Consider the following 14,114-nt stretch of genomic DNA (forward strand, 5'->3'; position numbering starts at 1 on the left):
TGAAATCGAGAGAAATAGTTTTGTTTTTGCCCAAAATAGTGCCAAGTATGCGAAGAATGGAAAGTGTTTTTTCTTGTCAAAAACCTTGCATTTTCTTAACGCTTTGATAATAAGTGTTTTATAGAATTGCGCAAAAAAAGGCATTTTTGAAAAATTTTTGTCTCTTGTTCTGAATATTAAAGTTATGCAAGAGCTTTTGTAAAGAAAGATGACAGTCAGTCCTTCTTCCTTAATCTGGACTTTCTGAAAGGCTTGTAGTGGCTCTCGTCGGCTTCTTTCAGCAGATGCTTGTCGCCTTTTCCGTCGCCGAAAGCCACTAAGGTGTAGGAGTGTCGGTAAGGAAAGACGCGTATGAGACGCTTTATCTTCTCCTTGCCGTAGCAGTTTTTGGTAAGGAACTTCCCCGTTATGATTTTGTTGCGCACGTCAATATGCGTTCCCTCCACCTTCACGCCGTCTGCAAATTCCTCAAAGAAGGGCTTTACCCAATTCTCTATACTGGCAGTTATCACAATGATTGAATCGCCTTCTGCGAGTGCTGTCTCAATGGTTGCGATGCCTTTTTTGCGCATCAGGGTTCTTTTGTCTTGTGCAAAGTTTCTGCATTTTTCATCGAATTCATCGATGTTCATTCCTTTGAAGTACCAAGAGAAGAGCTGTTGCTTGGCTTTCCAGTTTGCATAGAGCCTCAGTCTTACGAGAAGGAGGATGGGAGAGAAGAGCAGAAGTCCTATGTTGGTGCGAAGATAGCCCTTCGCATATCTGATGAAGGCAAAGAAGGTGCTCTTCTTTGTCAGCGTTCCGTCGAAGTCGAATGCGTAAACTTTCATATCTCAAGATTTAATGATTGATGAAACAAGTAATTATGGTGTGTCGGATAAATCTGTTTGGGCTATATTTTTGTGTCGGAAAGGTTTTTGTTTGGTTTCGGAGTTGCAGGTTCTGCTTGTCGTTTATTGTTTCTCTTGTGTGGTTTCAGCCCGAAAGTGCTTTGTAGGCTTCCCTGACCTGTTTTTCGATGACAGCCGGAACCATCCCCGTGATGGGTTCGTTTGCTTTCACGCGGTTTCTTATTTCCGTGCTGCTGATATTTATCAGTTCCGTTTTTAGCAGTCTGACGTTCTTCGGAAGCACGTTTTCCTCGATTCCATCGCCGATTCTCGGATAAACGGCTATCTGATAGTTGGCGAGAATGTCCTCGTAGTGATACCACTTGTCGAAGGCTTTCCAGTTGTCGCCACCGATTAACAAGGTGAATTGATGGCGGGGAAAATCTTTTGAAAGGCTTTGAAGTGTGTCCCAAGTATAGGACGGTTTCGGGAGATGGAACTCATAGTCGGAGGCTATGAGTCTGTGTTTGTCTTTCAAAACTTCCTGAACCATCTTCAATCGGAGATGGTCGTCGAGAAGTTTTACGTTTATCTTGAACGGATTTTGTGGAGAAACTACGAACCAGACTTCGTCCAGCTTTGCCTGTTTGAGAAATGCTTCAGCCAAGGCCACGTGTCCGTTGTGTATCGGATTGAATGTTCCTCCGTAGATTCCGATTCTCATTTGTGGAGTGTTGTATTGAGTAGAGGCGTGCCGTGTTAGGTCGTACTGCATTTTTTTGTGCCGCTCTTATGGCTCTAAGAATGCTTTGAGCACCTCATAGGTTTCTTGTTTAGCCTTTTCCAAATCGTCGTTCACGATGATATGGTCGAATCTGTCGGCAAAAGTCAGCTCGTATTCAGCCTTTGCCAGTCGGTTTTCGATGGCTTCGGGAGTGTCGGTATGACGCCCTTCGAGTCTCTTCCGCAGTTCTTCTACCGATGGAGGCTGCACGAAAAGGCTGAGTGCACGGTCGCCGTAATACTTTTTTATGTTGCAGCCACCCTTTACGTCTACGTCGAATATCACGTTTTGGCCGGTTTGTGATTGCTGTTCCACCTGCGATTTCATCGTGCCGTAGAAGCGTCCTTCATATACTTCTTCGTATTCGAGGAACTCATTCTGCGCTATTTTTTCCTTGAACTCGTCCGGAGACAGGAAGATGTATTCCATTCCGTTCTGTTCTGTGCCTCTTGGTGCGCGTGTAGTGCAACTGATGGAGAATGCGAGATTGAACTCCGGATGCTCTTTCATCAGCCATTGTACGATTGTGCTTTTGCCTGCACCCGATGGTGCTGAGAATATGATAAGTTTTCCCATTTCAGTTTTCCTAAGTCCTTCAAAGGAGAGGGGCGTTTTTTGTGTGCTCTGTTGTTTGGATTGGTTGGAGTTGTTCGTTGTCTTTCTGCTTGAAAGGGTGAATGCTTTAGCTTTGCAGCAACTTTGCCGGACACGGTTTATAGCGCGTTGAGCACTTGTTCCTTGATTTGTTCCAACTCGTCCTTCATCATTACGACGATGTTTTGCATTTCAGCCTGATTGCTCTTTGAGCCGGTTGTGTTGATTTCTCGACCCATTTCCTGTGCGATGAAACCGAGTTTCTTGCCCACGCCGTGTCCGTCTTCTGCCATTGTCTCGCGGAAATACTTGAGATGATTGGTAAGACGCTGACGCTCCTCGCTGATGTCGAGTTTCTCTATGTAGTATATCAGCTCCTGTTCAAGACGGTTCTTGTCGTAGTCTATCGACGGAATCTGCTTCAATCCTTCGATGATTCGCTCCTTTATCTTGGGCACACGGCTTTCCTCGTAGGGTTCGATGCTCTTCAGGAGGGCTTCGATGTTGTCGATCTTTTCGTTGAATTTCTTTTCAAGCGCAGCTCCTTCCTGTGTGCGGAACTCAATAAGTTTCTGCATTGCTTCCTCAACGGCCTGCTTGGCAGCCTTCCATTCCTCTTCGTCGAGGACTTCTATTTCGGTCTTTGCCGTTACGTCGGGAAGGCGAAGGAGCGTTACATACCAGTCTTGTGGCTCTGGAATGCCTGTCTGTGCCGAGATAGCTTTAAGCTGATTGTAATAGTTCTCTACCAATTTTGCGTTGATTGGGGTGGCATCCAGCACGGCTTCTTTCTCAACCCATAGTGAAAAGTCCACCTTTCCACGTTCGAGCTTTTGTGAAATCAACTGTCTGATTTCCATTTCTTTCTCTCTGTAAAGTGGAGTGATGCGAGCAGAAAGATCAAGTGTCTTGCTGTTCAGCGACTTGAATTCAACATTTATCTTCTTTTCCTTGTAGGTTACGACTGCTTTTCCGTAACCGGTCATAGATAATATCATTGGCTTTTCTGTTTATTATATTTCTGCAAATGTACGAAAAACCCACGAAAACACCAAATGAGCAGTTTAAAAGCTTCTTAAAAGCAACGTAAACGGCAAACAAAAAGCCAATCAGTATGGACTGACTGGCTTCTGTATGTTGTGTAGCTGGTGTCTTTTCAGTTTAGCTGTATCTCAAAATTTGGTCTTTCACTACCTTGGCGTAGCGTCCAAGACGGTTGAGCTTGCAAAGCTGTTCCACGCTGATGCCGTGCTGTTCTGCGATGGATTCGAGTGTTTCGCCCGAAGATACTTTGTGATATAATATCTGAGTACCGTTCGAGGTAGTCATTGCGTGGGTCTGACGAGTTGAATAATCCGTTGTCTGGCTCGCTGCTCTGTTGCTCTTTGAGTAGTTGCCAGTTCCTTGAATGTTCTCTTTTGAGTAGCCGGGACTGGATGCTGTGCCGCGAAGTGCCGTTGCACGTGCTGATTCGCTGTCTACTGTGCTTCTGCGGTAAGTGTAGAAGTCGCCCGTTACGTCCTGATGTGCAAAGTCGAACAGCAATGCCGGGTTGATGGCTACGCCACACAGGCGTGTCTCGAAGTGAAGGTGGGAACCAGTTGAGCGACCAGTGTTGCCTCCCAAACCGATAGGCTGTCCCGCAGTAACGTTCTGATTTTCGTGAACGATTTGCTTTGAGAGATGGCCGTAGTATGTTTCAAGACCGTTGTTGTGTCGAATCACAATATATTTACCGTATCCTCTTGCTTCATAATCAACTATTCGTACTTTGCCTGAGAAAGCAGCGCGAATCGTATCGCCGATATATACCTTGATGTCGAGGCCTTTGTGAGCACGACCCCAGCGACGGCCGAAATTACTTGTTACAACTCTGCTTGGCGATGGCATGTGGAAGCCGCGCAAGTCTATTTTGAATGTCTCTGGAAGTGTGCCGGATGCGTGTGTCTTCGTGTTGCTCCAATCATTGTAAAGCAATGCTGAAGGGTTCTCAAAGCTTTCAACTTCCTGCAATCTATTGACTACGATAGTATCAAGGCTTGTTGCTCGACGATCAACGGGAGCTTGTCGTGCGATAAGATCCTGTGCATTTGCCGATATTGCGGCAAAAGCCATCACTGTTGAAAATGCGAATGTCTTAAATATCTTCCTAAGAGTCATTGTCAATTACTTTGTTTTCGGTTAAAACTCGATTTGAAACTTCAGTAAGTTTCTTCCTTAAAATCCATATAGTTGAACAATACAAAAACCCCGCTAATAGATTGAAAGCGATGCAAAGATAAGAAAAAAAGGATGGAATAAATGGACGATTAACAGTTTTTAGTCTGTTTTTAACATCACGAATGCACCTAAATATTTAAATATATAAAATGCGAATGTCCTTTATTTAAATGGTTTTTGGAATATATTTGCAATGAATATTCAGGAAATTGCAGCCCAATTTGTATTAGTGTTTCTTAACATTTTAAGACGATCCCACAACATTTGATACTCCACCTTATTACATTCAGGGTCGTTTGTAATGATTTTCTGCGCTTCATCACGTGCCAACTGAACCAATTGACCGTCGCGTGCAATGTCGGCAATCTTTAAATCGAATGCAATACCACTTTGTTGGGTTCCCTCTAAATCGCCGGGACCACGCAATTTCAAGTCAGCTTCGGCAATGGCAAAGCCGTCATTGGTGTCGCACATAATGTCGATGCGCTTGCTTGTTTCCTTTGACAGCTTGCGGCTTGTAACGAGAATGCAGTAGCTTTGCTCGGCACCGCGCCCCACACGGCCACGCAACTGGTGCAGTTGAGACAATCCGAAACGCTGCGCATCGAGAATTACCATCACGCTGGCATTAGGAACGTTCACGCCAACTTCGATAACGGTGGTTGCAACAAGTATCTGCGTCTTGCCTTCAACGAAGAGTTTCATTTCGGCTTCCTTTTCCTTGTCCTTCATCTTTCCGTGAATCTTGCTCATTTGAAACTCCGGAAAGACCTCCTTCAGTGCCTCATAGCCTTGCTCAAGATTCTTCAAATCAATCTTTTCGCTTTCCTTTATGAGTGGGAAAACGATATAAACCTGTCTGCCCAACCGAATCTGCTGGCGAATCCCAGTGTAAAGACTCGTTGTCTGGTCGTCGTATTTATGAATGGTTTCTATGGGTTTGCGACCCGGAGGCAGCTCGTCGATAACGCTGACGTCCAAATCTCCGTAGATGGTCATTGCCAAAGTGCGTGGAATAGGCGTTGCCGTCATCACGAGAACGTGCGGCGGATTCTCGCTCTTGCTCCACAGTTTGGCACGCTGCGCCACACCAAAACGGTGCTGCTCGTCGATAACTGCCAGACCGAGATTCTGAAACTGCACCTTGTCTTCAATGATAGCGTGCGTTCCCACCACTATATTAATAGAGCCGTCGATGAGTCCGTCGAGCACCTCCTTGCGCTTCTTGCCCTTCACAATGCCTGTAAGAAGCTCTGTTTTCAAGTTCATTCCCTTGAGGAAATCCTTTAAAGTCTGCAAATGCTGTTCGGCAAGTATTTCCGTCGGAGCCATCAGGCACGCCTGAAATCCGTTGTCGATGGCAATGAGCATCGACATAAGAGCCACCAGCGTCTTTCCCGATCCCACGTCGCCTTGCAGCAAACGGTTCATCTGCTGGCCACTTCCCATATCCTTTCTTATTTCCTTAACTACACGTTTCTGCGCTCCCGTGAGTGCGAAAGGAAGGTTATGAGCATAGAACCAGTTGAACTGTGCGCCTACGGTCTTGAAGTTATAGCCCCGATACTTCCTTCTATGGTCGCTCGCATACCTCAGAATATTGAGCTGAACATAGAACAATTCCTCGAACTTCAACCTAAATTGCGCCCGCTGCGTGTCTTCAACCGACTTGGGATAATGTATCTTTCTCATTGCCTCATCCCTTGAAATAAGGTGCAGAGGCTGCGTAATGAAGTCGGGAAGCGTTTCCGGAAGCGTGGCAGGAATCTTGGAAATAAGCGTCTTTGTCAGCTTTTCTATGGCACGCGAAGTCATTCCTGCCTTCTTCATCTTCTCCGTTGTGGAGTAGAAAGGCTGCATACCCATATCGTTCAGTTGCACTTCCGTTGCATCGTCGATATCGGGATGCGTGAACTGGAACCGTCCGTTGAATACCGTCGGTTTTCCGAACACGATATATTCTTTGTCTATGAAGTAGTTCTTGTAGATGAACTGCGTGCCGTTGAACCATACGAGGTCGCAAACGCCGTGCCCATCGCTGAAATGTGCCACGATACGCTTCTTTCTTTTCCCCATTTCGAACTCCTCAAAACTGAGAATGCGTCCCTTTATCTGCACGAAAGGCATATCGGGAACGAGTTCTGAAATGAGATAAATCTTTGTTCGGTCTACATATTTATATGGATAATACTCAATCAAGTCACGATAAGAGTTGATTCCAAGCTCTTTGCTTAGAATCTCTTTTCGCTTTGGACCTACGCCCGAAAGATACATTATGTCTTGATCGAGGATGTTCATAATGGAAAATGTGAGAGGGGAAATGGGAAACGTGGGATGTGAAAAGGGAAAAGGAAAATGGGAGACGTGAAAAGGGAGATGTGAGAATGTGAGGTGGAAGATGTGAAATGTGAAAAGGGAAATGTGAAATTTGCTATGCGGTAATTTCTATTTTCCTTCGTTTTTCCATTTCCCATTTCACGTCTCCCATTTCCCATTTCCCTTTTTCCATCTCACATTAAACATTTCCCATCTCACATTAAACATTTCCCATCTCCCATTTCACATTTAAAGCTCTTCTTTCAGCAGCACGTCTGCCAGTTTCAAGTCGAATGGAGTTGTAATCTTTATGTTCTCTCTGTTGCCTTCCACCATCGCCACCTTGCATCCAAAACTTTCCATCACGCTTGCGTCGTCGGTAAACGACTCGTTGAAGTCTTGTTGAAAAGCCATTTTGGCAAGCGTAATCTCGAACACCTGTGGAGTCTGCACGCTTCGGTAGTCGGCTCTCTGCACGTTCTTGGCGTTGCCGTTTGGGGCAATGTGGCGCAAAGTTTCCGTTACAGGCATCACGGGAATGGCTGCACAGGTGTTGCCTGCCGTATCGTAGCATCTGCCGATGGTTTCGATGGAAACAAAGGGACGCACACCGTCGTGAAATCCCACCAGTCCCATTTCGTTTTCAGGAATCAAATCGAGTCCGTTTTTAGACGAATGGAAACGTGTTTCGCCCCCATTTGCAATCTGGTGTTCCTCGATGAAATCGTACTTTTTGCACAATTCTCTCCAATATTCCTGTTCGGATTCGGGCAAAACGAGAATCACTTTCAAATCCTTGTCGTACTCGTGAAATCTTTCGATTGTGCGCATCAGAACCGGTTTCCCGCCAATGGGAAGAAACTGCTTGGGAACATCTGTCCCCATTCTCAATCCCTTGCCGCCTGCAACAATGATAATATAATTCATACTTTTCCTTAGTGCATTGCAATGAGTTCGTTGATCAGCATTCCATTCTTCACTTCTTCTGCCTTGGCCTCGGAAGTGAGTTGGCTCAAGATACGGAAACCGTACATAAACGATGCGGCAGGGCCTTTACCCGTCGTGATGTTTCCGTCCACGGTTACCAATTCATTCGTGTATTCTGCACCGGTAAGGAACTTCTCGAAACCCGGATAGCAGGTTGCGCGACGGCCGTTCACGATGCCCAGACTGCCCAATACCATAGGAGCGGCGCAGATGGCACCGATACGCTTGCCCTCCTCAAAGTGTTTCAGCAATACTTTTCCCAAACCTTCGTGTGCGTTCAGGTTGGCAGCACCGGGCATTCCTCCCGGCAGCATCAGCACGTCTGCATCGCTGAAATCGTCGATTTCATCGAACAAAGCATCAGCTTTCACGCCGACGCCGTGTGCAGATTCCACCATCAAGTCGTCCGAAATGCTCACGGTCTTCACTTCAACGCCACCTCTTCTAAGGATGTCTACCGGTGCCAATGCCTCGATGTCTTCAAAGCCGTTGGCAAGAAATACATATACTTTAGCCATATCGTTTGTTTTTATAGTTTTCTGTTTTTTGTTTTGCGTTATGCAAATATAGTAATTATTTTGGAAATGCCAATGAATTAAAGGGAACTTAACGGATGAAACAAAGATTTTTGCCATCGGGCAGATGGAAGACTGTTAATCTCAATCGCTTTGAATAATATTGACAAAAGGCTTCGTATAAATCGTTTTTTCCGAACAAAATATTTTTTATTTTCAAATATGCGAATTATGAGCCGTTTTGTAATCTGTTGATAATTAATGAATTAACAAAAATCGTTCTGTTTGGATAATAAAACTGACGAAAAAAGGAGGTATAAACGACCAATAAACGTAATCATCAGACCAACATTTGGCTTTCGTTCTTCGCAAGTTCGTTTTGCATTTTTGCGAAGATTGCAATGCGTTCTTCGCACAATCGTTTTTCATTCTTCGCACAGTTGCGTTCCAAGGCTGCAAAAAATGAATTGCATTGGAGGAAATAAGCCGATGAAATCTCTATTTCGTTGAAAAATTTGGAGCGTTTTTTGGTAATCAAATTTTACAAAGGAGGTTTTCGCCTGCTGTGAAAAGGAAGAAAATCAACAGGAAAATAGCTGATGAATGGATTGTTTTTTCCAATTCTTCCACATTATTTATATATTATGCCTAAGTTATCAACAAAATTCCTTATTTTTGCATTGAAGTAGCTACGAACAACAACAAAATACGAGGTATATGGCTGAAAAGAAACTCAGTTTCGCCATTTTTGGAAACGACAGGCAGGCAAAGGAATCTGCAAGTATTGCCGAGCAGTTGAAATGTTTTGCCAATCGCAATGCGGAGATCTATATGGAAGAATCCTTCTACATAGCCCTGAAGAAGGCGATGCGCAGGGATTTGGACGTGAACAGCGTTTTCGAAGGCTCGAACTTCGAGGCAGACTATGCTGTTTCTATGGGTGGCGACGGCACTTTTCTGAAAGCTGCCCGGTTCGTAGGCCCTAAGAATATTCCGATTATCGGTGTGAATATGGGCAGATTGGGATTTCTGGCGAATGTGTTGCCCGATGAAATTCCTTCTATGCTCAACGATGTTTATGCCGGAAACTTCGATATTGACGAGCGGGCTGTAATCAAACTGGAATCGGAGAACGAGCAGATTAAGGCCTATCCCTATGCGCTGAACGATATTGCCATCCTGAAACGGGATATGGCATCGATGATTTCGATACATACGAGCATCAACGATGAATACTTGGTTACGTATAAAGCAGACGGACTGATTGTGAGCACGCCGACAGGCTCGACGGCTTATTCGCTGTCGAACGGTGGCCCGATAATGGTTCCGCAGAGTGGCATCCTCAGTCTCACGGCAGTTGCTCCGCACAGTCTGAATATCCGTCCGGTGGTTATCAGCGACGAAGACGTGATAAAGCTCGAAGTGGAGAGCCGCAGCCATAATTATCTGGTGGCAATCGACGGCCGTTCCGAGAAATTGAAGGAAGGAACGACAGTAACGATTCGCAAGGCACCGTTCAGGATTCGCATACTGAAGCCCCGGGGACACCACTATTTCCCTACATTGCGCTCGAAGATGATGTGGGGAGCTGATACAAGAGAATAGTTCCGATGGGCGATAGCAGAACAATAAAGCGTGTTATCCTCATTCAGCATTTCCTGATTTGAAGATTATGAGTTTAAAAACAAAGATAAAGGGACTCTTTAAGGTACCGGATACAAGATATAAATCGGGAGAAATCTTCCGATGGCTTTGGAATGCGTGGAGGGGCAACAGGGTGCAGGCATTGCTGAATGCCGTGCTCGGTTTGCTCGGCGTTGTGGTTTCGCTGTCGTCGGTCTGGGCAGTCCAGCACGCCATCGACGTGGCTTCGCACGTGGTTGTGGGCAATATCTACAAGGCAGTCTTGCTGATGGGAACGCTGATTCTCTGTGAGTTTGCGCTGAGCATATCCTCCGTCTGGGTAAGAAACATCTTGGGAATCAGGGCGCAGAACCGGATGCAGCAGAAACTTCTGGACCGGATTCTCCGTTCTGAATGGCGGGGAAAGGAGAGCCATCACTCGGGCGATGTGCTGAACAGGCTGGAGATGGACGTGTCGAATGTGGTGAACTTTCTCACGGAAGTGATTCCCAACTCGCTTTCCACGCTCGTGATGTTCCTCGGAGCATTCTGCTATCTGCTGCTGATGGACTGGCGACTGGCGATAATTATCGTGGTGATGATACCGATTTTCGTGCTTTTCAGCAAGGTGTATGTAAGGCAGATGCGCAGCCTGACGCGCGAGGTTCGCAATTCCGACTCGAAAGTGCAGAGCGTTCTTCAGGAAACCATACAGCACCGGATGCTCATAAAGACGCTCGAGGGCGACGAGGCAGCCGTGGACAAACTGGAGGGAACGCAGAGCGAACTGCGGAGCAAGGTGGTTCGGCGCACGAAGTTCTCCATTTTCTCCAATCTCGTGCTGAATCTCGGCTTCTCCATCGGCTATCTTGTGGCGTTTACGTGGGCAGCCGTTCGACTGGCGGCAGGCACATTGACTTTCGGAGGTATGACGGCCTTTCTGCAATTAGTGAACAGAATACAGAGTCCGGCACGCCAACTGACACGCCTTGTTCCGTCGTTCGTATCTGTTTTTACGGCAGCCGAACGACTGATGGAACTGGAGGAGAATCCATTGGAGGAACAGGGAGAACCCATTGAGCTGAATGCGCCTTGCGGCGTTCGGTTTACGGACGTGAGCTATCGCTACGATGATGTGGACGGCGACGTGCTGAAAAATCTCAGTTTCGACTTCTATCCGGGTTCCTGTACAGCCATTCTCGGCGAAACAGGCTCGGGAAAGACCACGCTGGTAAGAATGATACTTGCCCTTCTGCGCCCCCAGAGCGGCAAGGTGGAGATATATAATAAGGAGGAAAGCCGAGAGCTCGGTCCGTTGCTTCGCACGAACTTCGTCTATGTGCCGCAGGGAAACACGCTGATGAGCGGTACCATCCGTGAAAACCTGCTGTTGGGCAAGGTGGATGCTACGGACGAAGAGATGGAAGAAGCGTTGAGGAAGAGTTGTGCCGACTTTGTTTTCGCCCTTCCCGATGGGCTTGATACGCAGTGTGCGGAGCAGGGTGGAGGATTGAGCGAGGGGCAGGCGCAGCGCATTTCTATCGCCCGTTCCCTTCTCCGCAACCGTTCCATTATGCTTTTCGACGAGGCCACGTCGGCACTCGACCCCGAGACGGAACGCCTGCTGCTGAAGAACATTCTCTCGAATCACGACAAGACGGTCATATTCATTACCCACCGGCCGGCAGTCGTGGACTATTGCGACCAGACATTAAGGATAGAAAAAATATAAAATTAAATGATAATGAAACGAATACTATTATTTGTAATGCTTTTCTTTGCGTCTCTGGGAAGTATGCAGGCGCAGGATTTAGACTCACAGTATGCTACAAATCTCTTGAAGCCCGGTACACAGGCACCCGATTTCACGCTGCAGACTGCCGACGGTAAGAACATCAGGCTGAACAGCTACCGTGGCAATTACGTGATTCTCGACTTCTGGGCCTCTTGGTGTCCCGATTGCCGGAAGGATATTCCCGCTATGAAGGAAATCTGGAAAGACTTTATGGACTATAACGTGAGGATAATCGGCATTTCGTTCGACACGAACCGCGAGTCGTGGATAAAGACTTACTGGGAAACCTATCAGATGAACTGGACACAGGTGAGCGAACTGAAGAAGTGGAAGAAGGAAACCTACGTGGACAGGCTCTACAATGTGGACTGGATTCCGGCGATGTATCTCATCGATCCCAACGGAAAGGTGGTGCTGGGTACTGTCGAAGTGGAGAAACTGCGCGCCGCCTTGGAGTCGTTGAAGTCTGAAATGAAGAGCAGCAAAGCAGCTTTCGACGTTGCTCCGGAGTTCATTGGAGGCGAAAGTGCGATGAATCAGTATTTCGCCGACAACCAGCTGTACTCGTTGAAAGCCAAGAAAATGAAGATAAACGCAACGCTCCTGTGCACCTTCAACGTTGAGATGGACGGCTCAACATCGGGCGCACGTGTGATGGAAGTGAAGGAACTGAAGGCGGGCAATCCGAAGTTTGCAAAGCTGAAGGCTGAAAAACGGGACAAGATTATGATTGACGCGGAGAATCATTTCAGGCGCGAGGCAGTCCGTCTGATTGAAAAGATGCCTGAATGGACGCCTGCAACGAAGGACGGACGACCCGTACAGGGCACTGTAACGGCAACAATCAGCTTCACACCGGAGGGAAAGAATATGCTGAATGTATTGAAGAATGCAACGGAAACAGCCAAGTCTGCATTGAAGTTGTAGCGTTCCTATGTTGTTAATTTGGTTTTTCAGCATTGAAAATCCTGTACAGTTCCATACGAATATTCCTGAGTTCGAGACAGAGCGAACTCAGGAATATTTATTAGTGTATTATTGTAAAGTGAAGGCTGATTTCATATTGCCTTCCCGTCCTCCGATTCTTATTTCACGATCAGCTTCTTTCCTCTGTGTATGTAAATGCCCTTTGCCGTTGCCTGTCTGGAGGATTGACCATTGAGGGCATACCATCTGCCGTTGGCTGTGGCAGCCGTGTTCTGCTGAATGGAGGGGATGGAGGTGGGAGATTGGGCGAGATATTCCTTTAATCTGTAAAGACCCTTCATTACTCTGCCGTTGTTGTTGTTCCAAAGGCCTCGGTTCTGCCAACTGCTGACAACCGAATTGCCGTGCCCGTTCTCTTCGGGAAACCAGTAGTAGAGGGCATTCACGTTGCTGTGCTTGTGGAGCTCGGCAATCAGGTCCTTGAGAAATGCGTCTTGACCGGCTTCGCTTGCAGGCCATACGCTCGTGAAATCGTCTACGCCACTCGTAGGATACCACTGATAGTAATATGCCGTTTCAACTATCTGGACCTTCTTTTCGGGAAATTCCGTCTGAAGCGTGCTGAGCGTTGTGCCCAAGGTGGTGAGGCTGCCGTGCCAGAACGGGTAGTAGCTCAATCCGATAATGTCGTAGTCTACGCCGTATGCTGCGAGCTTCTTATAGTAGTCTCTGGTTACGGTTGGCTGTTTGGCTCTTTCAATATGGATGATGATCTTTGCGTCAGGACAGACCTCACGGCACGCCTTGCCGGCTTTCTTCAGGTAGTTCGTGAAGTTGTCCCAGTTCGATGCGCTGGTGGTGGATACCTTTCCCTCGTCCCAGAGCATACCGTATGATATTTCGTTGCCGGTCTGAATGTAGTCGGGCGCGGCATTATTGGCTTTCAGATGCTCGAGACTTGCCTTTGTGTATTCGTAGAGTTTGTTTGCCATAGCCGGTGCCGACAGGGCAGACCAATCGGAAGGCTTTGTCTGTTTGGCAGGGTCAGCCCACGAGTCGGAGTAGTGGAAGTCGAGCAGGAACTTCAATCCTCTTTGCTTGATGCGCTTTCCGAGTTCTGTTACGTATGCCAAATCCTGAACAACGGCATCCCGGTCGGCCATCGGAGCCTTCTCCGGATTCACGAAGAGGCGTACCCTCATCGCATTCCAACCGACCTTTTCGCCCGTCATAAAAGAGAAAACATCGTTTATCCGCGTTCCGTTCTCATCGAAGAACCATGCGCCTTGGCTTTCATATTTCGGCAGCATTGAGATGTCGCCGCCTGCAAGTTTCTGTTCCTGTGCAGAAAGAGAAGTCGCTGCAAGCAGCGAGAGCAGTAAAGTCTTGATTTGTTTCATAAGTTGATTTCTGTTGTTATCGCTGTGTTGTTAAATTCCTGTTCGTGTGTCAATGTCGTATTTCGATTTCAGAGATACAATACAAAGGTAGCTGTTTCCCCGCAATGGGCAAAGAAAAAGGTG

12 protein-coding genes are annotated in these 14,114 nt (G+C 46.9%); 3 read left to right on the top strand and 9 right to left on the bottom strand.

Going from position 1 to position 14,114, the window contains the following annotated elements:
- Nucleotides 1-215 precede the first annotated feature (215 nt).
- The 8 genes from P150_RS0109135 to P150_RS0109170 form a co-directional block, all read right to left on the bottom strand.
- On the bottom strand, nt 216-830 hold the full coding sequence (locus P150_RS0109135; RefSeq protein WP_028897418.1) for an HAD family hydrolase: 615 nt from the start codon (nt 828-830) through the stop codon (nt 216-218).
- Between the two features lie 145 nt (nt 831-975).
- Nucleotides 976-1,554 (bottom strand): nicotinate (nicotinamide) nucleotide adenylyltransferase, encoded by a 579-nt coding sequence (gene nadD, locus P150_RS0109140; protein WP_028897419.1) that lies wholly within the window; start codon nt 1,552-1,554, stop codon nt 976-978.
- Nucleotides 1,555-1,620: 66 nt separating this feature from the next.
- On the bottom strand, nt 1,621-2,190 hold the full coding sequence (gene gmk, locus P150_RS0109145; protein WP_028897420.1) for a guanylate kinase: 570 nt from the start codon (nt 2,188-2,190) through the stop codon (nt 1,621-1,623).
- 137 nt (nt 2,191-2,327) lie between these two features.
- Entirely contained in the window at nt 2,328-3,206 is an 879-nt protein-coding gene (locus P150_RS0109150; protein ID WP_028897421.1) for a YicC/YloC family endoribonuclease, read from the bottom strand.
- Nucleotides 3,207-3,369: 163 nt separating this feature from the next.
- Nucleotides 3,370-4,368 (bottom strand): peptidoglycan DD-metalloendopeptidase family protein, encoded by a 999-nt coding sequence (locus P150_RS0109155; RefSeq protein ID WP_028897422.1) that lies wholly within the window; start codon nt 4,366-4,368, stop codon nt 3,370-3,372.
- Nucleotides 4,369-4,629: 261 nt separating this feature from the next.
- Complete coding sequence (gene recG / locus P150_RS0109160) at nt 4,630-6,726, bottom strand: ATP-dependent DNA helicase RecG (protein WP_028897423.1); 2,097 nt, start codon at nt 6,724-6,726, stop codon at nt 4,630-4,632.
- A gap of 267 nt (nt 6,727-6,993) precedes the next feature.
- Nucleotides 6,994-7,671, bottom strand: coding sequence for a 2-C-methyl-D-erythritol 4-phosphate cytidylyltransferase (locus P150_RS0109165; protein ID WP_028897424.1), 678 nt, complete (start codon nt 7,669-7,671; stop codon nt 6,994-6,996).
- An 8-nt stretch (nt 7,672-7,679) separates the two neighbouring features.
- Complete coding sequence (locus P150_RS0109170; protein WP_028897425.1) at nt 7,680-8,249, bottom strand: DJ-1 family glyoxalase III; 570 nt, start codon at nt 8,247-8,249, stop codon at nt 7,680-7,682.
- 714 nt (nt 8,250-8,963) lie between these two features.
- Here P150_RS0109170 and P150_RS0109180 point away from each other — a divergent pair.
- The 3 genes from P150_RS0109180 (at nt 8,964) to P150_RS16290 (ending at nt 12,591) form a co-directional block, all read left to right on the top strand.
- The gene (locus P150_RS0109180) at nt 8,964-9,851 is read left to right on the top strand and encodes an NAD kinase (RefSeq protein ID WP_028897427.1); all 888 of its coding nucleotides are present in this window, start codon (nt 8,964-8,966) and stop codon (nt 9,849-9,851) included.
- Nucleotides 9,852-9,918: 67 nt separating this feature from the next.
- Nucleotides 9,919-11,601: an ABC transporter ATP-binding protein gene (locus P150_RS0109185; RefSeq protein WP_028897428.1), complete on the top strand. Its 1,683-nt coding sequence runs from the start codon at nt 9,919-9,921 to the stop codon at nt 11,599-11,601.
- A 12-nt stretch (nt 11,602-11,613) separates the two neighbouring features.
- On the top strand, nt 11,614-12,591 hold the full coding sequence (locus tag P150_RS16290) for a TlpA disulfide reductase family protein (RefSeq protein WP_051617613.1): 978 nt from the start codon (nt 11,614-11,616) through the stop codon (nt 12,589-12,591).
- A 158-nt stretch (nt 12,592-12,749) separates the two neighbouring features.
- Here the strand turns inward: P150_RS16290 and P150_RS0109195 are convergent, their stop codons facing one another.
- On the bottom strand, nt 12,750-13,991 hold the full coding sequence (locus tag P150_RS0109195) for a glycosyl hydrolase 53 family protein (protein ID WP_028897429.1): 1,242 nt from the start codon (nt 13,989-13,991) through the stop codon (nt 12,750-12,752).
- Nucleotides 13,992-14,114 lie beyond the last annotated feature (123 nt).

It is taken from the genome of Prevotella sp. HUN102 (assembly GCF_000688375.1).
Classification (GTDB): Bacteria; Bacteroidota; Bacteroidia; order Bacteroidales; family Bacteroidaceae; genus Prevotella.